This window comes from Arcicella rosea (assembly GCF_014204325.1).
Taxonomy (GTDB): Bacteria; Bacteroidota; Bacteroidia; order Cytophagales; family Spirosomataceae; genus Arcicella; species Arcicella rosea_A.
Genome location: NZ_JACHKT010000028.1, coordinates 18454 through 39991, shown reverse-complemented (window position 1 = coordinate 39991; position 21538 = coordinate 18454). Strand labels below are relative to the sequence as shown.

At 34.2% G+C, this 21538-nt stretch carries 14 protein-coding genes; 9 read left to right on the top strand and 5 right to left on the bottom strand.

What is annotated here, in order from left to right:
* Positions 1-245 precede the first annotated feature (245 nt).
* The 4 genes from HNP25_RS16575 (at position 246) to HNP25_RS16560 (ending at position 2998) form a co-directional block, all read left to right on the top strand.
* Positions 246-821, top strand: a complete 576-nt coding sequence (locus HNP25_RS16575) for a hypothetical protein (protein WP_184135918.1) — start codon at positions 246-248, stop codon at positions 819-821.
* A 40-nt stretch (positions 822-861) separates the two neighbouring features.
* Entirely contained in the window at positions 862-1179 is a 318-nt protein-coding gene (locus tag HNP25_RS16570) for a hypothetical protein (protein ID WP_184135916.1), read from the top strand.
* Between the two features lie 97 nt (positions 1180-1276).
* Entirely contained in the window at positions 1277-1828 is a 552-nt protein-coding gene (locus tag HNP25_RS16565) for a hypothetical protein (protein ID WP_184135914.1), read from the top strand.
* Positions 1829-2254: 426 nt separating this feature from the next.
* On the top strand, positions 2255-2998 hold the full coding sequence (locus tag HNP25_RS16560; RefSeq protein WP_184135913.1) for a class I SAM-dependent methyltransferase: 744 nt from the start codon (positions 2255-2257) through the stop codon (positions 2996-2998).
* A gap of 10 nt (positions 2999-3008) precedes the next feature.
* Here HNP25_RS16560 and HNP25_RS16555 read toward each other — a convergent pair whose 3' ends face one another.
* Both HNP25_RS16555 and HNP25_RS16550 read right to left on the bottom strand, forming a co-directional pair.
* Positions 3009-4799 (bottom strand): MutS-related protein, encoded by a 1791-nt coding sequence (locus HNP25_RS16555; protein ID WP_184135911.1) that lies wholly within the window; start codon positions 4797-4799, stop codon positions 3009-3011.
* Between the two features lie 53 nt (positions 4800-4852).
* Positions 4853-5497, bottom strand: a complete 645-nt coding sequence (locus HNP25_RS16550) for an oxidoreductase (RefSeq protein ID WP_184135909.1) — start codon at positions 5495-5497, stop codon at positions 4853-4855.
* A 56-nt stretch (positions 5498-5553) separates the two neighbouring features.
* Here HNP25_RS16550 and HNP25_RS16545 point away from each other — a divergent pair, with 56 nt between their 5' ends.
* From HNP25_RS16545 to HNP25_RS16535, 3 genes are all read left to right on the top strand, one after another.
* The gene (locus HNP25_RS16545) at positions 5554-9552 is read left to right on the top strand and encodes an AAA domain-containing protein (protein ID WP_184135908.1); all 3999 of its coding nucleotides are present in this window, start codon (positions 5554-5556) and stop codon (positions 9550-9552) included.
* Positions 9553-9702: 150 nt separating this feature from the next.
* Positions 9703-10572: a UbiA family prenyltransferase gene (locus HNP25_RS16540; protein ID WP_184135906.1), complete on the top strand. Its 870-nt coding sequence runs from the start codon at positions 9703-9705 to the stop codon at positions 10570-10572.
* An 80-nt stretch (positions 10573-10652) separates the two neighbouring features.
* The gene (locus HNP25_RS16535) at positions 10653-12029 is read left to right on the top strand and encodes an L-serine ammonia-lyase (protein ID WP_184135904.1); all 1377 of its coding nucleotides are present in this window, start codon (positions 10653-10655) and stop codon (positions 12027-12029) included.
* A gap of 8 nt (positions 12030-12037) precedes the next feature.
* Here HNP25_RS16535 and HNP25_RS16530 read toward each other — a convergent pair whose 3' ends face one another.
* Both HNP25_RS16530 and HNP25_RS16525 read right to left on the bottom strand, forming a co-directional pair.
* On the bottom strand, positions 12038-12727 hold the full coding sequence (locus tag HNP25_RS16530) for an outer membrane beta-barrel protein (RefSeq protein WP_184135902.1): 690 nt from the start codon (positions 12725-12727) through the stop codon (positions 12038-12040).
* Positions 12728-12801: 74 nt separating this feature from the next.
* Positions 12802-13656, bottom strand: a complete 855-nt coding sequence (locus tag HNP25_RS16525; RefSeq protein WP_184135900.1) for a hydroxymethylglutaryl-CoA lyase — start codon at positions 13654-13656, stop codon at positions 12802-12804.
* A gap of 612 nt (positions 13657-14268) precedes the next feature.
* On the opposite strand from HNP25_RS16525, the gene lon reads away from it, so the two are divergent.
* Positions 14269-16755 carry an endopeptidase La gene (gene lon, locus HNP25_RS16520; protein WP_184135898.1) on the top strand — a complete coding sequence of 829 codons (2487 nt, stop codon included), beginning with the start codon at positions 14269-14271 and terminating at the stop codon, positions 16753-16755.
* A 265-nt stretch (positions 16756-17020) separates the two neighbouring features.
* Here lon and HNP25_RS16515 read toward each other — a convergent pair whose 3' ends face one another.
* A complete protein-coding gene (locus HNP25_RS16515; RefSeq protein ID WP_184135896.1) occupies positions 17021-19009 on the bottom strand; it encodes a CHU_0125 family OmpA-like outer membrane integrity protein in 1989 nt (662 codons plus the stop codon).
* 532 nt (positions 19010-19541) lie between these two features.
* Between HNP25_RS16515 and HNP25_RS16510 the strand changes: the two genes are divergently transcribed.
* On the top strand, positions 19542-21443 hold the full coding sequence (locus tag HNP25_RS16510) for a pseudouridine synthase (RefSeq protein ID WP_184135894.1): 1902 nt from the start codon (positions 19542-19544) through the stop codon (positions 21441-21443).
* Positions 21444-21538: the final 95 nt, after the last annotated feature.

The following is a 21538-nucleotide window of genomic DNA, read 5'->3' as shown; positions in this document are numbered from 1 at the left end:
TGCTGCTTCCATATCATTATTGGTCTTATTGATTCAAATTTAATAATAAATGATTAGAGTTTTAAGAAATACTTTATTCATTAAATCTCATCAAAATGATGCTTTTACCAGATAATAATTTTTCTAAAAAGATAAGGCTGTTTCTTTGGTGTTTTGAGGAAATTAGAGGAATTTCACAAGAACTTATCTGTGAACTTTTGTAGCGTGGATATACAGTAAATGATGAATCAATAATAGTAAATGACATGAAACAATTTCCGATACTTAGAATAGAAACCAGTGATTTTAGAAGTTTTGTTGACTTTTGGTCAAGATTATACTCTTATCCATCAGAAAATCTGTATAAGGATATTATTTATAAAGAACAATTTAACGAAGCAGACTTACAACAACTTTTTACATGGAAAAATGGAATGGAGTTAAGTCAGTTAAAACAAAATTCTCTTGATAATAAAATTAAAAGTAAGTTGAATCTTATAAATACTCTTAAAAGTAGCAATGAAGTTAATATTGTAAATTTCAGAGAAAGTTTTAATAATGTATCAGCAGTTTGGAAAATATTTTTACTTCACATAATCAAGCCAAATCGATATCCAATTTATGATCAACATGTACACCGAGCATATAATTTTATTTGTGAACTTGATTACTACACAATATCAAATACAATTTCAGGTAAAGAAAAAGAGCAATTTTACTTTGGTACTTATTTAGAGTTTGTAGATGGATTAACAGGTTATAATTTAAAAAATGTTGATGAAGCTTTTTTTGCATTTGGTCAGTTTTTAAGGACAAATGGAAATGCGGTAATTTTTGAATAGATACTTTTTAGCTGATATATTGTAAAGCCTAAAATCTAATATGAAAAGACTTAAAACTTGGGGGAAAAGAACCTTCTTTGAATATGAGGATTCTGATAGTTCAAAAATTAGCATTTATTATGGTACTGATTTAAAGTGGAAAGTTGAACTTTCTAAAAAAGATTATGAAAAACTGATTAAAGAGTTTAAGGGGAAAACGGTTCCAATAGGAACGAGTCTTGATAAACCGCCAATGGGGAGTGTGGGAGAATGGATTATAAAAAACTTAAAAACAAGTCAGATTGCCTATATACTTGGAGCTATTTTAGTTGAAGACGGATATGCGACAAAAAAAGGTTCAGAGATTATTTTTAAATAAAAAGTGTTAAACTTGAAAAAATCATGAAGTCTTTAGAATTTTGTAATCAATTATAAATATTAAAGTCCTTATATCCGAATTATAAAATAATCACCCCATGAAAACAAAAACATTGTTTATTATCCTAAGTTTTACCTATTCTTTTATTTCTTATGCTCAAAAAACACTTGATACAGAAATTATTCTAACTAGCAATGATACCCTCAGGACAAAAATTAGAATTTACGCAACGGTGATAGATAATGGTTTTTTTAATAATGAGCTTAATTTCTATAAATCCGTTCGTATTTTGGACGGAGATGGGAATAAACATAAAATAGATGCCGATTTCATAAAACAAATGAAGTTTGTTGACCTCAATGGAAAAAAAAGAACCTTTGTGCAAAACTCAGGTAAGTTGGCAGAACTGAAGTATAATGGTAAAATAACTTGGCTTAGAGAATCTTATCAATACAATTATTCAAAAATAAATACCGATTACCTCAAAAATGAATTGGGTGAAGAAGTTAAGATGGGAGAATTTAATAGTTACAGAAATAAGCTCAAACAAATTACAAAAAGTAAGCCTGAATTAAAATCATTAATAGAAGAAACAACAATGAATGATGCTGGTATATTGTTGATTTTAGAAAAATACGAGGGGAATTAACTATGTATAGAATTCACATTTATGCAGAATGATTGAAAGTATGTAGCTTACAAAAGATTTTTCAAAGGTTTTTTGCAAGTTTGATGAAGCTAGCACCTTCCTTCAATGTGGTGGAACACAGTATTTTTTGTATCCAATAAATTACTGTAAGAAACACTACAGAAACATCTGTATCTAATCATTTCCTATATGAAACAGTATAGAAACATTTGTATCTAATCATTTCCTACATAAAACAGCATAGAAACATTTGTATCTAATCATTTCCTACATAAAACAGTATAGAAACATCTGTATCTAATCATTTCCTACATAAAACGGCATAGAAACATTTGTATCTAATCATTTCCTACATAAAACAGTATAGAAACACTTTTATCCAATCAATTCTAATCATAAACAGCTTAAACCTAAACAATAAGCATTATGCCTAAAGATAATTTCTCGACACAAGCAGCACTTTATGCTAAATTTCGTCCTAAATATCCTGCTGAATTATATGACTTTGTTTTGACAAAGGTGAAAAGCTTTGAAACTGCTTGGGATTGTGCCACGGGAAATGGACAAGTGGCTTCGCATTTATCAACAATATTTCAAGAAGTTTTTGCGACGGATATTTCGCAAAAGCAGTTAGATAATGCTCATCAGGCGGATAATATTCATTATTCGATTGCTCAGGCAGAGAAGACAGATTTCCCAGATAATACTTTTGATTTAATTACTGTCGGACAAGCCATTCATTGGTTTGATTTTGAGCGATTTTTCCAAGAAGTACATCGTGTTGCTAAGCCAGAAGCTATTTTTGCGGCTTGGGGTTATGGTACTTTGACGATAGATAATGAAAAAGCCAATGTGCTGTTTCAGGATTTTTATCAAGAACAAATTGGTGAATATTGGGATGCGGAACGTAGGTTTATTGATGAAGAATACAGAAGTATTCCTTTCCCTTTTGAGATGAAAGAAAGTCCAACATTTGCGATGAACTATCAATGGACGCTTGCTGAATTGGAAGGATATTTGAATACTTGGTCGAGTGTACAGAAGTACATCAAAATTCACCATAAAAATCCTGTAGATGATTTTATAGAAAGTTTAAAAGCTATCTATAAAAGTTCAGATATTTTCAAGGTGAATTTTCCTGTTTTTATGAAGATGGGGGATGTGAAGTAATACCTTCCCCTCACATCTCAATCCCAATTCTCTTCATCAACTCGCTCGCATTGAAACTATGACAAACGCCTTGGCGGAGTTTATAATCGAATACTAAATCATCGTTGATTACTTCGGATGAAAAGCTATAATTCTTTACAAAATCTTGTTCATCAAATTCATCTCCTAATGCTACGTCGTGTGTAGAAATAAAACCAGATGCTGAGGTTTTGTGCAATTGTAACATCAAAGCTCTAGCTCCTTCATGGCGGTCTTTTGAGTTTGTTCCTTTCAGAATCTCATCTAAAAAGTAGAGTATCGAAGTGGTATTCTTATCATCTTTTCCTACTTCATCAATTAATTGTTTCAAGCGTTTTAGTTCAGCATAAAAAGACGAAGTCCCTTCTTCCAAAGAATCATTGCTTCGCATACTGGTAAATACTTGGAGAGGCGAACATTGAAAGCTTTCAGCACAAACAACAGCTCCCGTTAGTGCCAAAACAACATTAATCGCAACCGTTCTTTGGAAAGTACTTTTACCCGACATATTCGACCCTGTAATGATAATGGTTTTTCCTCCGCCAATCAGTTCAATATCGTTTGAAACTCTTTTGTTGTGGCGAATCATCGGATGCCCCAATGCTTTTGCTTTTAGGAATACTCCACCCGATATTACACTTGGTTGAATAAAGGTGGGATTAGCAAAATGATAGCCCGCCAAACTATTCAAGGTCTCAAATTCGGCAATAACAGCCAACCAAGTAGGCAAATTTTTTCGGTGTTTTTCTTTCCAATTTTCTAATTTGATAAAATACTGAATATCCCACAAAGTTGGAATGCCCACCACGAAAGCGAAAAAAGGATTTACTCTATTTGCCATTTTGTTTAGAATATCTTCTAAAGCAAGAATTGCAGTGCTAGCTTCGGCTATTTTACTTTTTAGGTTTTGTAGTTTTTCTTCTTGAAAATCTTCACTAACAATCAATTCTGATAAAGCTGAATAGGCTTTCATCGCTCCAGCAATACGAGTTGTTTGGTCGAGTGCAACGCTTACTTCATTAAATATTTGTTTTAAAATCAAACCATGAATTCCCATCAAAACCAACACGATGTAAATAGGCACAAATCCCAAAATCCAAGCCAATACCACAGGAATGGTGATATATGGCAGAAAGCGAGCAATTTGAAATAAAGATTGTTGGATTTTTTGATTGGCTGGTGCATCGTTCCAAGCCAGTAATTGATGAGTTGGTTCGGATATTTCTTCAATCAACATGGCGGAGGCTTCTAAATCTTGTCGCCAATCTATTTTCTCCGATAATTCTTGTATAGCTTTTTGTCGATTGATAATTTCATTCGTTTCTGCTGGATGCAAAAGCCAATTTGCCAATATTTTCGCCCCACCAAAAGTATGCGTACGATTTAGTAATTTATAGAGAGATTGCTTCCCGAAAATATCTAAATCACTTGCATAAAAATGATTCTCTTCTGCAAATATTTCTCCTGTTTCTGTACGAGTAAAACGGTTTTCTGAACGCTGGATTTCGTCTTCATTCAGCGTACTTAAAATTCTATTTTTATCTCTTAAATGCTTTATTTTTAAATGTTTTGTTACAGAAAATAAAAATAAAGCAATGCCAATAATGAGTACTAAAAGCGTGTAAGCAATATCGTAAAACTCGTAGCAGAAATAGCCAATTGAAGCAACTGCCACAAACACAATAGCCCTAAAAACAGCCCATTGATTGTACTGTTTTTGGAATTGCTCGGCAAGGTTTTGGAAATGAATTTTTCGAGATTGAAAAGTTTCGAGTGGTGTCATAAACAATATTTTTTCACAAAGATACTCAATGAGCTTTGAACATCTTCAAAAGCTTAGAATGCTTGTAGCTCATCCGATTCAAAAAAATGTACAGCTTTTAAATTGTTATTAGCTAATATTTGCATCGCTTTGGCAATTTGTGTGGCTTCAATTCCTCTGTATTTTTTCAAACTTCCAATTAAAAGTGGTGAAATTGCTTTGGCTAACACAATGCCAATTTTTTCGCCTAAACGAAATTCTTGTCTATCACCCAAAATAAAAGATGGTCGAACGCTGATGAAACTTTCAAAGTCGAGTGCTTTAATTTTCTGTTCTAAATCTCCTTTTGTTCTCAAATAAAAAGTATTTGAATTGGCATCCGAGCCAATGGATGAAACCAAAATGTACTGTTTTACGCCATTAGATTTAGCAATTTTTCCAAATTCATAAGGATAAGTACAGTCAATTTTGTATTGTGCTTCTTTTGAACCAGCTTTACTTAAAGTTGTTCCCATTGCACAAAACAAATCGTCGCCAACTATTTTTGTGGCATCAGGTTTATCGAAATCGACGATTTCTTGTTGCAATTTTGGATGTTGAATATCCAATGGTTTGCGAAGTAGCAACGTTACTTTTGAGTAATTGGGGTTATCAAGTATTTGTTTGACCAATGTACTACCTACCAAGCCAGTAGCACCGATGATTATCGCTGTTTTCATATTAATTTCCAGATTTTCCTGTAAATTTGAATAAATCTGTTCATCTAATAAGCATCGTGGAAGAAAATACTTTACATTCTATCCTGAAATCATATCAAAAAAGACTTACTAACCTGAGTACTAGGAATAAATCTTTGTTGCTTTTGTCGGCTACTGAGCAATTTTTGGATATTCACGAACTTGATTTTCTGCAAAATACTCCTTCTTTTCAACTTATTGAGCAGCTAATTGCTCAAAAAAATACCATTACGCTTTGCGAAAAACATGACCCACGTTTTGAAAAAGTAAATGAAATCAGTAAGAAATTACGTAAGATTTCAAGGCATGAAAAACTGATTGAAGAAGAGCGTGGTTCGGAAGATTTATACATTGGTTATCCGATTGTAAAAGGTAAGTTTTCTGATGGAACTGTGGTTCGTTGTCCTTTACTCTTTTTTCCAGTTCATCTTGATTGTGTGTTGCTTCCTCAGAAAAATGCTGGAACAGATGAATCACTCAGTGAGTTTTGGCAAATTAAACAGCGAGATGAACCGCTTGCGATTAATCGTAGTTTTTTGCTGGCATACTCTTATTTCAATGAAATACAGATTCAAGATGAATTTTTGGATAATACTTTAGAAGATTTTTCAAAAAATGCACTTGAATTTAGAACACAATTGTATGAGTATTTGAAAAACTCTCCCCTGAAAATCAATTTCAACAAAGATAATTTTACCAATCAATTAACGCATTTTGAAAAGATTGCTAAAACGACTTTAGAAAGTACCGAACGCAATGGTGAACTTACTTTATTTCCCCAAGCTGTTTTAGGAATTTTCCCGCAAGCGGGTTCTTTTTTAGTGCCAGATTATCAATTTTTGATAGATACTTTTGCCCAAAGTGAAAATAAAACTGTTGAAAATCTTTTTCCTAATGCTTTTGAAGAAGTAATTCAGATTAGAGAAGAACAATTGCTAACGCCTTTCGAAATTGATATTTCTCAGGAAAAAGCTTTGCGAGAAGTAAAAGCTGGACAATCTTTAGTCGTTCAAGGTCCTCCGGGAACGGGGAAATCTCAATTAATCTGCAATCTCGTTGCGGATTTTACGGCTCGTGGCAAAAAGGTTTTGGTGGTTTGTCAGAAACGAGCCGCTTTGGATGTTGTGCAGGAACGCCTCGCAAAAGTTGGAATGCGTGCTTTTGTTGGCAATGTTCATGATTTTAAAAATGACAGAAAAGCACTTTATGAACAAATTTTGCATCAGATTGAGCAAGTCGATACATATCAAAAGCAAAATCAGAGCTTAGATGCTATTTTTATTGAAAGAAATTTCAGCCAGCAGAGTAAACAAATTGATAAAACTTCAGAAGAATTACAGACTTTTAAAGACGCTTTATTTGCCGTAAATGAATGTGGCATTTCTGTCAAAGAATTGTATCTAACAAGTGCTCCAAACGATACTTTTGTTGATTTAGAAGCTTATTACAAATATTTCAATTTCACCGAAATCAAAGATTTTGTTGAGAAATTTAAGTTGTACTTCGCTTATCAAGAAAAGTTGGGAAATAATGATGTTAGTCTTTTTTGGCAAAATCGCCTTTCATTTCAGCATCGTCAGCCTTCAGATATTTCTTTAATCATTAAGACGATTCAGGATTTAGTAACTTTTGTGCAAGAATTCGAACTCCAAGCGAAGAAGCAGTTTGATATAAATTTATCCTTTGAATCACTGCAAAACATTTCACTGGAAAAAGTAAAACTACAAAATCTGTTAAATGGTATTTCAACAGACAAAGTATATCAACTTCTTCGCAGAAATTTGTCGCAGAAAATCAAGATCAATACGACTAAAATTTCAAGTTTAGAAGCAGAAGTTGCCCAACTTTTTGCGGGACAAGGCATAGAAATCACTTTGCCAAGTGCAGATTTATTGACGTTTTCTGGAAAAATAAGCAAAGCCATCCATGCCAAAAGCAATACTTTTGAAAGTATTTATTGGTCGATATTTTCAAAAGAAAAAAAAGACATTCAGCATCTTGCCATCGCCAACGGGTTAAGTATTGGGCTAGATGATTTGAAAAAACTGCAAGAAAGAATTCAAAATAGAATAGGTTTAGAAAAATGGTGGAAGGAATGGGCGTATTTATTCGGAAATGACTTTTCAAAAAATGCAGAGAGTAGCGAAGAAGTTACTTGGCTCAGAAAAGGTTATCGTTGGTTTGAACGTCATTTTCAAATGTTGTATCAAGTAGCCAAAGCAGAAACGATTTTTAGAAGTATCAAAAATGTTCCGCTGAATGAATGGACGAGTTTTTCATGGTCAGATTTTCAGCAAAAAGTAAAATTCTTGATTGAAAAATCAAATCAATTAGAAGAACAGCAAGTACTTTGGCAAGTAAATTTATCACAGATTCAAATCAATGAATTAGCTCATTTACAGCAAGGAACTTTGGTGATAAAATACTTGCAAGAACATTTTGACGATATGCAAGAATTGGACGCTTTGAAAGCCGATTGCGGCCATACAGAATTAGCGGTTATTCACTTATTTGTTGATGAGGAAAATCCATTGGAGTGTTTTCTAAATAGTTTAAAACTGGCTTGGATTAAAGATATTGAAATTAAAAATCCGATTTTAAGAGGAGTAAGTTCTTTGAAAATTGGCCAATTAGAAAGTCAATTACAAGATGCTGTACTTCAAAAACAGCAGTTGAGTAAAGAGATTTTATTACTCAAATTACGCACACTCAGCTATCAGAATTTAGAAAAAAATCGATTACAAAATGTAGTTACTTATCGAGAGTTGAAACATCAAGTAGCGAAGAAACGTAAACTTTGGGCGATTCGAAAACTAATTACGGCTTATTCAGATGAAATTTTCAGATTAGTTCCTTGTTGGTTGGCTTCTCCCGAAACAGTTTCAGCTATTTTCCCGATGGAAACTGAAAAACCATTTTTCGATTTAATCATTTTTGACGAAGCCTCACAATGTTTTGCCGAACAAGGAATTCCTGCACTTTTCAGAGGGAAACAAGTAGTGATTGCGGGCGATTCAAAACAATTACAACCGAATGATTTATACAGACTAAAGTTTGAAAATGACACGGATGATTCGCCAGCTTTAGAAATTGACTCTTTGTTAGATTTGGCTTGTCAGTACTTGCCACAAACGCAGTTGCGTGGGCATTATCGTAGTCGTTCGTTGGATTTAATTGATTTTTCAAATGAGTATTTTTATAACAATACACTCCAACTTTTGCCAGATTTTCATGAAATCAACAAAGCAGAACCTGCGATTCGATACTTAAAAGTAAATGGTATTTGGGAAAATAACAGTAATCTTGAAGAAGCCGAAACGATTATTAATTTGGTTGAAAACCTCAAAAATGATTTTCCACAAAAATCAATTGGCATTGTTACTTTTAATTTTAAACAACAAGGTTTAATTCAGGATTTATTAGAAACAAAGGCTTTTACGTTGAATTATTCAGCTGATGATATTGCACCAATTTTTGTAAAAAACATCGAAAATGTACAAGGCGATGAACGAGACATTATCATTTTTTCAATTGCTTATGCACCTGACGTGAACGGAAAAATGAGTATGCAATTTGGTTCACTGAATCAGCAAGGAGGCGAAAACCGTTTGAATGTGGCGATTACTCGTGCCAAAGAAAAAATATTGATTGTCAGCAGTATTTTGCCACATCAATTAAATGTTGGCGATACGCTCAACGAAGGACCAAAATTATTGAAAAGCTATTTAGAATATGCTTTATCGGTGTCGGAAGGAAACTATAAACCGAAACCATTTTCTTCAACCAATTATCAAGCAAATTGGTTATTGAAAGAACAGATTGCCAAATACAATCAGCAACATGTTAAAGAATTGCCATTTGCTGATATTACGGTAAAAACGGGAGAAAAATACGAATCACTTATCTTGACTGACGATGATTTGTATTATGAACATATTTCTCCAAAAGAGACTTTTGCCTACATTCCAGCTGGCTTAAAAGCCAAAGGCTGGACTTTTGAGCGAATCTATAGTCGTAATTTCTGGAAAAACACTTGATGATGTTCGATTTCTGATTTCGGAGTGATTATAAAATTTTTAGTAATCATCTCGGTTGTCGACGAGAATCAAGGAATTTACAGATTATGCTCAGCTGGAATATTAAAATCACTCATTCACTAACTCGCTCAATCACGCAATAATCAAAGTATGAAAAATATTCTTTTGCATCTCAGGATTCCATTTTCTTTTTTCCTCATGCCCGTTTATTGGTTTGCTTTAAGCCAAACAAATCATGCAAATACAGGAATTAGCATTGGCGTTTTCATCCTTTTGCATTTACTGATTTATCCAGCTTCAAACGCTTACAACAGTTATTACGATAAAGATGAAGGCTCAATTGGTGGTTTAGAAAATCCGCCGCCTGTCAGCAAAGAACTTTTTTATGTAGCTTGGGCTTTGGATATTTTGGCGATAATTATTGCCTACTTTCTTTCTGGTTGGATTTTAGCTTTGGCTTTGTTTATTTACAGCAGTATTTCAAAAGCTTATTCTAACGATAAAATCAGACTCAAAAAATATCCCATTCTAAGCTGGATTACTGTCGGTATTTTTCAAGGAGCTTTTACTTATTTAACCGTTATTCAAGCCTTAGATAATGTTTCGTTAAGAGATTTAATGCAAGAAAAATACTTGTTTCCTGCTGTGTTAAGTAGCTTTAATTTATTAGGATTTTACCCAATGACACAAATTTACCAACACGAAGAAGATGCCAAACGAGGTGATTTAACAATGAGTAGGTTACTGGGAATCAGAGGTACGTTTCTATTCACTGCAGGTATTTTTTTATTGGTTACTGCTGGTTTTTTCTTCTTTTTTCAGGAAAAGGAAATCTTTGACTTCTCTGCTTTTATTGTTTATTTACTTGTAATGTCTCCGGTCTTAATTTTCTTCAATGTTTGGTTTTTGAAAGTATTAAAAAATGAACAATTAGCTGATTACAAACACACGATGCAACTTAACTTTTTGGGTTCTATTTGTTTGAATGTTTTTTTTGTGTTACTCTTTCTGAGCAATTAATAAACCTAGTTGATGAATAAGTATCTGGATTATTAAAAAGATGTATATTTAACATCAAAATTCAATACTTCAACAAACTTATGTCTTCTCAAGCGATTACTACTTCCATTTTTGATTTATTCAAAGTTGGCCCTGGGCCATCAAGCTCACATACAATTGGGCCGATGAAAGCATCTTTCGATTTCCTGAAAGAAATCAATCTTTTATCAGCACCAATATCTTCCGAAAACCTTACGATAGAAATTCATTTATACGGCTCGCTAAGTGCTACAGGTAAAGGACATGGCACCGACAGAGCCATCGTTGCGGGATTATTGGGCTGGAAGCCAGATGCTTGCGACCCAATTAAATTTCTGAAAATTCTGAAAAATCCTACTGAAAAATATCCAGTCAAATTCCATGAATATATTATTGAAGTAAATGCCGATAGTTTTTTCTTTCACAAAGAAAAATACGATTCTCCTCATGCTAATACGATGGTCTTAAAATTGAAAGATGAAGAGCAATTGATACTTGAGCATGAATATTATTCAATCGGTGGCGGATTTATTTATCGAAAAGGAGAGAAACAAAATACAAAAAGTACTGTAATACTTCCTTTTCCATACACCAGTATGAAGGAATTAAAATCACATTTAAGTCGTGAAAAAATTACTTTAACGGAACTCATGTTAGCGAATGAAATGGCTTTGACAGGTGCTTCAAAAAAAGAAATTGAACAAAAGATTGATACCATTTTAGATTTTATGCACAAAGCTGTAAAACGTGGTTTGAAGGATAATCGAGTATTACCCGGTACGATCAAATTACGTAGGAAAGCTCCTTTACTTTATCAAAGAGCCAAGAATTTAGCAATTACGAGCGATAGTTTTTTGATTTTTTTAAATGCCTATTGTCTGGCAGCTTCCGAAGAAAATGCGGCTGGAAATATTGTGGTTACCGCACCAACTTCTGGTGCATCTGGTGTAATTCCCGGCATTACTTATTTGATTAAAAATCATTTTCATTATGCTCCTTCCTTAATGCGTGATGGCATGTGGGCGGCGGCGGCAGTTGGTTTTTTGGTAAAACATAATGCCAGTATTTCAGGTGCGGAAATGGGTTGCATGGGAGAAATCGGTTCGGCATCGGCAATGGCTGCAGCGATGTTGACTTATTGTGCGACAAAAGATATTAACGCTATGGAATCGGCTGCTGAAATTGGTATTGAACACCATTTAGGCATGACTTGCGACCCAATCGGTGGTTATGTCCAGATTCCTTGTATCGAACGCAATGCGATGGGAGCCGTAAAGTCTTATAATGCTTTTTTACTGGCAACTGCTGGCGATAGTTCTTTACAGAAAATTTCTTTAGACAGCGTGATTAAAGTAATGAAAGCAACTGGAAAAGATATGTCTAAAAAATACAAAGAAACTTCAGAAGCTGGTTTAGCTTTGAGTGCGACGGAATGTTAGGATATACATTAAAACCTGTATCCTACAGCCCATTCAAAGCCACCAATATCATTTATTTTGGGTCCATCAACATAATCTTTCAAACCATTGTCAAAAGGGTCATTTGGTTGAAACTTATCATAAAAATACAAATTTTGTCGCTCTTGTTTAGAAAAGCCTTTGTAATATCTCAATTCAAAATTTAACGAAATTTTCTTTAAGCCATATACTAATCCCAGATTTATTCCATAGTCAATTTTTGAGGCACCAATCGTAGAACCATCAAATTCTTTTGCTCTATCCCTCAACCAGTCACTATCCATTATACCACTTTTTAAAAAAAGCGTTCTTTTTAGTGAATAACCAATATATGGACCTGCTTTTAATGAAAAGCCAGTGTTCGGGTTATTGTTTTTGTTAAGATGAAGCTTCAAATGTAATGGCAATTCAACAAAGGAATTAACTATTCCTTCATCTCCATAAGCTAAAGCCCTACCTATACCATCTAAATAGGTTACCTTAACAATATGCCCTCTCACAGTTCTATTTAACTCAGTACTAAGTGATAATTTGTTTGATAGTGGTATTTCATACAAAAAACCGATGTTGGGCAAACTAATAATTTGGTCAGAAAAACTCAATCCAATTCTTGCTCCAAATTTTTGGGAAAAAGAAAATGTACTTTGTAAAAGTAGTAGAATAAATAGTAGCTTTTTCATAGAAAGGTATGTATAAATTGTTATAGAAAAATAATGTAAACAAGGTAATTATCATGTTGTAGATTTCCAAAATCTCAAACAAAAATACGCCAGCTTTCTTGAACAGCTTTCTTAAAAGCTGATAGATTTAGTCCCATATCAATTTGTTGATTTTCGAAAAAGTCAATCAAGTTTTGAGTGTTGATATTACCAACTAATTCATCTTCCGCCATCGGACAACCGCCAAAACCGCCAATGGCTCCATCAAAACGAGTACAACCTGCTTCATAAGCCGCTTGTATTTTGGGTAACCAAGCATCAGCACGGGCATGAAAATGTCCGCCAAATTCAATATTCGGATAGGCAGGAATTAAAGTATTGAAAATTGATGAAATAATTTCAGCATTTGCCAAGCCTACGGTATCCGAAAGTGCAATAATTTTAATACCAATATTTGCCATCTTTTCCGCCCAATTCGTTACAATTTCAACATCATAAGCATCTTGATAAGGATTCCCAAAAGCCATTGAAAAATATACAACCAATTCTTTATTATTCTTCAAACAAAGTGCTTGAATGGCTTCTACAGTTTTAAAAGCTTCTTCAACAGAAATATTCGTGTTGCGTTGTTGGAAGGTTTCTGAAATAGAAAATGGAAAACCTAAGTATTTGATTTTTTCAAATGTAACAGCTTTTTCTGCTCCACGTAAATTTGCGATGATTGCCAGTAATTTTGTCGGAGAATTACTTTCTTCCAAAGCACGATACACTAACTCTGTATCTGCCATTTGAGGAATGGCTTTGGGTGAAACAAAACTGCCGAAATCAAGTGTATCAAAACCAACTTGTAATAATTGCTTGAGATAAGTAATTTTTTGTTCAGTTGGAATTTGCCTTTCCCAGCCTTGCATGGCATCTCGTGGGCATTCTATCAGTTTAATCTTTTTCATGTTTTAAGGTTCATTATTGAATTATCAACAATGATTTTAGATTGTTTTTGAAGTACCGAATTACTCATTAAACATAGCCTTTTTCTGATGAAAAACAAAAATCCCGTCCATTGCTGAATCGGGATTTTGTAAAAGTGGTCAGGTAATTATTTCAAATGAATCGAATCCCAAACATTTCAAAATCATCTTCATCATAAATAGCATAAGAGGTTCCACATAAAACCACTACTTTATCGCTAATTTAAAATAATCAATATGAGATTTTAAATGATTGTTTTTTGTTTCAATCATAACGAAAGGATTTTGGCTTTAGTCTTTCAGCATAATTTTTAACAAAAAGCAGTAAAAGAGTATAAAAACCTTTGTACATCCTATTAAACCCATGCCAATATGTCAATTGGCATAAGGTTTGACCGTTTAATAAATGAAATTTGTTTGTATAATTTTTAAGTGTAATTTTATAACTTCTGTCATTGTGGCAGAACATTTCATTTGAATTTGGAAATAGTCGGCACACAATTTTAAACTATTCTCCACTTAAATTAAATAGTATTTGATAAGCTTTGGCTACATCATCACATTACATATTTCCAAATTTGCATAATACATAATATGAGTCTAGATAAAAACTTTTTAAATAACCTTAAGCTTGCCGAAATTTCTGATTTCGATGGCATTGAATTGATTCCTCTTGGTTCAGAAGGAGTTGATGATGAAAAACTTGGAAAACTTACTGACGAATTACCAATATTACCTATTCGAAATGTTATTTTATTCCCGGGAATGGTAATTCCAATTACTGTTGGAAGACAAAAATCTGTTAGACTTGTCAAAAAAGCTTACAAAGGAAATAGAACCATTGGTGTAATCACACAAGCTAATCCGAATAAAGAAGAACCCGTTGGCGAAGACTTGTATAAAGTTGGAACGGTAGCACATATCATCAAAATGATTGTATTACCGGGTGGAAATACAACAATTATTGTTCAAGGACGTAAGCGTTTTGAAGTAGAGAATTACATCAAAACAGAGCCAAATCTTATTGCGAAAGTAAAGTATTTAGAAGATAATTTACCTGCTAAACTCAATAAAGAAAACAAAGCCTTGATTCAGTCTTTGCGAGAAATGGCTACAAGAATTTTATTCTTGAACCCAGAAATTCCTCGTGAAGCACAAATCGCTTTAGATAATATTGAATCTCCAAGCTTTCTGATTCACTTCCTTTCTGCCAATGTCAATGCTGAATTAGCTGAAAAACAGCAATTGTTAGAAACAATTAATGGACTTGAGCAGGCTAGAAAATTACTTGAATTGATGATGACCGATATTGATTTATTGGAAATCAAGCGTGAAATTCAAAGTAAGGCAAGTAGCGATATTGACCAACAACAGCGTGATTATTATTTGCGTCAGCAAATTAAAGTTTTGCAAGAAGAATTGGGCGTTGATAGTCCAGAAGCAGAACTTGATAAAATCAGAGCAAAAGGAGCGAATAAGAAGTGGAGCAAAGAAATCAGTGATCATTTCCAAAAAGAATTAGCCAAATTACAACGTACTAATTCGATGTCGGCAGAATATCCGATGTTGATGAATTATGTTGAATTATTGGTTGATTTACCTTGGAACGAAATTACAAAAGATAATTTCGACCTCAAGAAAGCCCAAAAAGTACTTGATTCTGACCATTTCGGACTAGAAAAAGTAAAAGAAAGAATCATAGAATACTTAGCCGTATTAAAAATGAAAGGCAATATGAAAGCCCCAATTTTATGTTTATACGGCCCTCCAGGTGTTGGAAAAACTTCATTAGGGAAATCTGTTGCGAAAGCTTTAGGTAGAAAATATGTAAGAATGGCATTGGGCGGTTTGCATGATGAATCTGAAATCAGAGGACATCGTAAAACTTATATCGGTGCTATGCCGGGAAAATTAATCCAAAATATTAAAAAAGCAGGTTCTGCAAATCCAGTTTTTATTTTGGACGAAATTGATAAAGTTGGTTCAGACCATCGTGGAGACCCGTCTTCAGCTTTATTAGAAGTACTTGACCCAGAGCAAAACAATGCGTTCATGGATAATTACTTGGAGGTTGAATATGACCTTTCTAAAGTATTGTTTATTGCTACTGCAAACTCTTTAGATAGTATTCATCCAGCTCTTCGTGACCGTATGGAAATCATTGACATCAGCGGTTATACGATGGAGGAGAAAGTACAGATTGCCAAAAAACACCTTGTTCCAAAACAAAAAGAAGAACATGGTTTAGAAAATAAAACTTTGAATATTACGGATGCCGCTTTACAAAAATTAATTGAAGGCTACACTCGTGAATCTGGCGTTAGAAAACTGGAACAGCAAGTCGGTAAATTGATTAGAAAAGTAACGAAATCAATTGCCATGCAAGAAGAATATCCAAAGGTGATTAAACCAGAGGAAGTGGTGAAATTGCTTGGACAAGAGTATTTCGATAAAGATTTATACGAAACAAATGATACTGCTGGTGTTGTTACAGGTTTGGCTTGGACTCCCGTTGGGGGCGATATTTTATTCATTGAATCAATCTTGAATCGTGGAAAAGGTGGCGTTACTTTATCGGGTCAGTTAGGTGATGTAATGAAAGAATCAGCGATGGCTGCACTTTCATATTTGAGAGCTCATGCAGAAGAATATGATATTGACTATCGTATTTTCGATTATTATAACCTTCATATTCACGTACCAGCTGGAGCAGTTCCTAAAGATGGCCCTTCGGCAGGTATAACGATGACAACGTCTATCGCTTCAGCTTTAACACAGCGTAAAGTAAAGCCTAATTTAGCTATGACTGGCGAAGTAACCTTACGTGGAAAAGTATTGCCAGTTGGCGGTATCAAAGAAAAGATTTTAGCGGCTAAACGTGCAGGAATTCAAGAGATTATTTTGTGTCATAAAAACAGAAAAGACATCGAAGAAATCACGCCGTCTTATATTTCAGATCTTACTTTCCATTATGTAGATATGGTAGATGAAGTACTGAAAATTGCCTTGATGGAAGAAAAGGTTTCAAAGCCAATCAATTTTATTTTTCCTGAAGATAAGCGAGAAGCAATTTTAAATTAGTCATAAACATGAGTCATCCCGAATTTTAAAATCACAAAAAAGCGGTCGAAAAACTAATTTCGACCGCTTTTTTGTGATTGATGAACAACGAATTCCTACTGTTTGAGCGAAGCGAGTTTAGGAATTCTTGATTTTTTTGTTACTTTTTGCATCAAGGCAAAAAGTAAGGACGAGAACCAATCCAAAAAACATTGAAATCTTTTAAAATTCACTTTTTCAAGAGAAAATTCGGGATGACTCATGTTTATGTTGTTTACTCAGTTACTTACTTCACCGATAATACTTTAAACTCTGTTCTACGATTTAGCTGATGTTCTTCTTCTGTACAATTTACTCCGTCAGCACATTTGTTTACTAATTGACTTTCACCATAACCTTTTGCTACAATTCTAGCAGCAGCAATTCCTTTTGAGATAATATAAGCAACTGCCGCATCTGCTCTTCTTTGTGATAATTTGGCATTATACTCTGTCGTCGCTCTTGAATCGGTATGTGAACCTAATTCTAACCTAATGGTTGGATTATCATTCAAAATCTGAACGATTTTATCCAATTCTGGCGAAGCATCGCTTCTAATATCAGCTTTATCTAAATCATAATAAATTGGAGCGATTTGAAAGATTTTTGTGATTTCTTTCCCTACTTCTGGTTTATCTAATTTAATACTTGCATAAAAAGTAGTATCTGTTTCTGCTTTTGTGAGAAGCTCTAATGGTACCGATTTCCCAAGCATCGTAAAAGGTTCACGTTTGGTGAAGTAACCATTTTTTTCAGTGACAATCGTATAAGATTTATCTTCTTCCATTTTTACTTTGCCAAAAGTGCCTTCCGATTTTGTGTAAATTTCCTCAATGGCTTGGTTCGTTGAATTATCAATAATTGCCACTTTTACTTCATCCAATGGCTGATTGTTCATATCAGTAATACTTCCAGCTAAGAAATAACGAATAATTTTCTTTTTTGGCGTTTCTTTAGCAATTACTGGTACATCGTACTTTTTATCTGGCTGAGTATTCTCGAAATAATAAATATCGTCATCTCCTTTTCCTGAATCACGATTGGAAGCAAAATATCCTTTGGTAGAATCTATCGCAACCAGACCAAAATCATCAAAACGAGAATTTAATGGAATACCTAAATGTTCTACTGAAATTTCACCATTCTTACGAGTTGCCACAAATAAATCTAACCCTCCTAAACCTGCGTGTCCATCCGAAGAAAAATATAATTTTCCATCTGCCGAAACATAAGGAAACATTTCATCGCCAGCAGTATTAATGTCTGCTCCTAAATTAATAGCTCTGCCAAATCTGCCAGCATTGTCAATATTAGCACGATACAAATCTATTCCACCTTTTCCACCCAAGCGATTTGAACCAAAGTAGAGTGTTTTATTATCTGCCGAAAAAGATGGACAACCATCCCAAGCCAATGAATCTGATACTGAAATCATTTCAGGTTCTGTCCAAACGCCGTCAATATTTCTTGAAATGTATAAATCTACATCTGGAGATTCATCTGAACGTTTTCCCGCATTTCCTCTTGCAAAAACCATCATTTTCCCATCTTTCGAAAAGGTTGGCGTGCCTTCGTTAGCATTACTTTTAAAGATTGTTGTGCTGAAAAGTGTTGGATTCCCCAATTCTGTTGGGCTATTCAAAGCCGCTCTGTATAAACCCAAGTAAGGCAAACCATTATTTTTATAGACAATATCTTTGCGTGAAGCTGTAAAAATCAAATCGTTTCCTTGAATAATTGGTGCAAATTCAGCCCCAGTAGAATTAATATTCAAAGGTTTTAATTCGATGTACGTTTTTTTATTGGCTAAAGCTTCCACTTCTTCTAATTGGTCGATTTCAGCTTGAGCTTTGCTTTTGAACAATTTACTTGGTACGCCAGAAAGATACTTTTCCAAATTTTTGGCAGCTTCTTGATACTTTCCTTGCATTTTTTGGGTGGTCGCTAAATGATAACGCAAATCGTTCTCTCTGCTTCCAGCAGCCAATGCTTTTTCATAATACTCTCCCGCCAGAATGCTTCGATTCGATAAACGATATGACTCTGCTATTAAATAACTTGTTTTAGCCAATTCATAATTTGCAGCAGATGCCTTTTTTAATTCTTTAATGGCTAATTCAAATTCACCATTGTCAAATTTTTTCTGTCCTTTTTTAAACGATTGAAGTGCTGAATTACAACTATTCAACAAGATAATCGCTGCAAAAAGAGCTATAAGTTGACGAAATTTTTGCATAGTTTTCTTTAAGAGAATTGATTTGATTAATCTGAGAAACTTGAAAGTGTATTCTTTAAAATTTTATTGAAATCATAAAAAGAATATTTTTTGCTCAGATACGGTAAATATAACCATTTTATAAACGTGTTTTTGCCTAAAATGATTGTACTTGATAGATTTTAATTTAGGCTTAAAACCTCAGGAAGATAAAATCAATGACTCATACAATTTTTGATGGCTGGTTTTGTTGAAATAAACGTGGCTTCAAATGAGTAAAATTTTACAAAAAAATACGGTAAAAAAATATTTCAAAATTTGTACTTTAATAAGTATTTTAAATATAAATTTTATCGTACCTTTGCGAGCCTTTTATTAAAAGGATTTTTTTAAGTTTCTGAAAGTGAATAACTTATTTTCAAATTTTAAATATTTTATTTATTCAATCAGAAATTTGAGAAAAATATTTTACAGCAGTGATGTTGCAATATTTTAACTAAGACATCTGCGATTTATGAACAGATAATTTCTAGAATCGTTGATAAAATTAACAATGAGAAAGCGAATCGAAAAAGAAGATTTGGGCTTCGAGAGAAGACAACAAACTCGTGACAGAAAAGACGAGTTAAGCCGTGAATTAGGACGTGAAGTGCCTGCAAGAAAGCCTTTCGGAGGCGAGAGACCTCAAGGAGAAAGAAGAGAGTTCAATTCAGGTGAACGTCGTGAGTTCAAACCTCAAGGCGAAAGAAGAGAATTCAACTCAGGCGAACGTCGTGAGTTCAAACCTCAAGGAGAAAGAAGAGAATTCAACGCTGGCGAACGTCGTGAGTTCAAACCTCAAGGAGAAAGAAGAGAATTTAACTCAGGTGAACGTCGTGATTTCAAACCACAGGGCGAAAGAAGAGAATTCAACGCTGGCGAACGTCGTGATTTCAAACCACAAGGAGAAAGAAGAGAATTTAATTCGGGAGAGCGTCGTGAGTTCAAACCTCAAGGAGAAAGAAGAGAATTCAATTCAGGTGAACGTCGTGAATTTAAACCTCAAGGCGAAAGAAGAGAATTCAACTCAGGAGAACGTCGTGAGTTCAAACCACAAGGCGAAAGAAGAGAATTTAACTCAGGTGAACGTCGTGATTTCAAACCACAAGGTGAAAGAAGAGAGTTCAATTCAGAACGTCGTGAGTTCAAACCTCAAGGAGAAAGAAGAGAATTTAACTCAGAACGTCGTGAGTTCAAACCACAAGGCGAAAGAAGAGAATTCAACTCAGAACGTCGTGAGTTCAAACCACAAGGAGAAAGAAGAGAATTCAACTCAGAACGTCGTGAGTTCAAACCTCAAGGAGAAAGAAGAGAATTTAACTCAGAACGTCGTGATTTCAAACCTCAAGGAGAAAGAAGAGAATTTAACTCAGAGCGTCGTGACTTTAAACCACAAGGTGATAAGCCAGCTTTTGAACGCAAAGAGTTTGTAGATAAAAGAAAGCCTCTTGGCAAGAGATTTGATAAAGGAGACTTTAACAAACCTCGTCCAGATGCAGGAAGTTTTGAAAAAAAAAGTAGAGACGATAGACCCGAAAAAACTTTTGGTTCTGCCAAAGCAAATTTCGGAGGAGATAATCTTTTCAAAGCCCACAGACCAGTAGAACAGTCTGATAAATGGACACCGAACTACAAACTTGATAAGTACAAAGATACTGCCCCAAGAAAAGTTCAGAAATTGATTGAAAAATCTGAGCATAAATCTACTTCAGAAGTACGTTTGAACCGCTATATTGCTAATTCAGGCGTTTGTTCTCGTCGTGAAGCAGATGATTTAATCAAAGCGGGTGCAATTAAAGTAAATGGCGAAGTTGTTACTGAAATGGGTTATCAAGTAAAACCTGGTGACATTGTTAAGTATGGTACTAAGAAATTGAATCGTGAGAAAATGGTGTATGTTTTGGTGAACAAACCAAAAGATTTTATCACCACGACTGAAGACCCGAACGACCGTAAAACAGTAATGGATTTAGTGAAAAATGCTTGTGAAGAACGTATCTATCCAGTAGGTCGTTTGGACAGAAACACGACAGGTCTTTTATTATTGACGAACGATGGTGAATTAGCGGATAAATTGACTCACCCTTCTAACGAAATCGAAAAGTTATACCAAGTAGAATTGGATAAACCTTTGACAGAAGAACATTTCGAGAAAATCAAAGCGGGCGTTACTTTAGAAGACGGTGAAATCAAAGCTGATGAACTAGGAATGGTTACTCCAGATGGAATGGTAATTGGTATCAAAATTCACTCGGGTCGTAACAGAATTGTTAGACGTATTTTTGAATCATTAGGATACGAAGTATTAAAACTAGATAGAACTACTTTTGCTGGCTTAAACAAAAAGGATTTACCAAGAGGTACTTGGCGTTTCTTGTCAGAAAGAGAAGTGGTGAAGTTGAAGTTTTTTAAATAGATAGCTTTCAGACTTCGGATGTCGGCTTTAAGCTTTCAGCTTTATTCTCAAGTTACTCTGTTATCATTTACAAAATTGTAAAAAAGCTTCGTGGA

Bases quoted from the DNA above. Each gene is read 5' to 3' on its own strand.
- HNP25_RS16575 (WP_184135918.1), top strand. From the start codon at position 246: ATGAAACAATTTCCGATACTTAGAATAGAAACCAGTGATTTTAGAAGT.
- HNP25_RS16570 (WP_184135916.1), top strand. From the start codon at position 862: ATGAAAAGACTTAAAACTTGGGGGAAAAGAACCTTCTTTGAATATGAG.
- HNP25_RS16565 (WP_184135914.1), top strand. From the start codon at position 1,277: ATGAAAACAAAAACATTGTTTATTATCCTAAGTTTTACCTATTCTTTT.
- HNP25_RS16560 (WP_184135913.1), top strand. From the start codon at position 2,255: ATGCCTAAAGATAATTTCTCGACACAAGCAGCACTTTATGCTAAATTT.
- HNP25_RS16555 (WP_184135911.1), bottom strand. From the start codon at position 4,799: ATGACACCACTCGAAACTTTTCAATCTCGAAAAATTCATTTCCAAAAC.
- HNP25_RS16550 (WP_184135909.1), bottom strand. From the start codon at position 5,497: ATGAAAACAGCGATAATCATCGGTGCTACTGGCTTGGTAGGTAGTACA.
- HNP25_RS16540 (WP_184135906.1), top strand. From the start codon at position 9,703: ATGAAAAATATTCTTTTGCATCTCAGGATTCCATTTTCTTTTTTCCTC.
- HNP25_RS16535 (WP_184135904.1), top strand. From the start codon at position 10,653: ATGTCTTCTCAAGCGATTACTACTTCCATTTTTGATTTATTCAAAGTT.
- HNP25_RS16530 (WP_184135902.1), bottom strand. From the start codon at position 12,727: ATGAAAAAGCTACTATTTATTCTACTACTTTTACAAAGTACATTTTCT.
- HNP25_RS16525 (WP_184135900.1), bottom strand. From the start codon at position 13,656: ATGAAAAAGATTAAACTGATAGAATGCCCACGAGATGCCATGCAAGGC.
- lon (WP_184135898.1), top strand. From the start codon at position 14,269: ATGAGTCTAGATAAAAACTTTTTAAATAACCTTAAGCTTGCCGAAATT.
- HNP25_RS16515 (WP_184135896.1), bottom strand. From the start codon at position 19,009: ATGCAAAAATTTCGTCAACTTATAGCTCTTTTTGCAGCGATTATCTTG.
- HNP25_RS16510 (WP_184135894.1), top strand. From the start codon at position 19,542: ATGAGAAAGCGAATCGAAAAAGAAGATTTGGGCTTCGAGAGAAGACAA.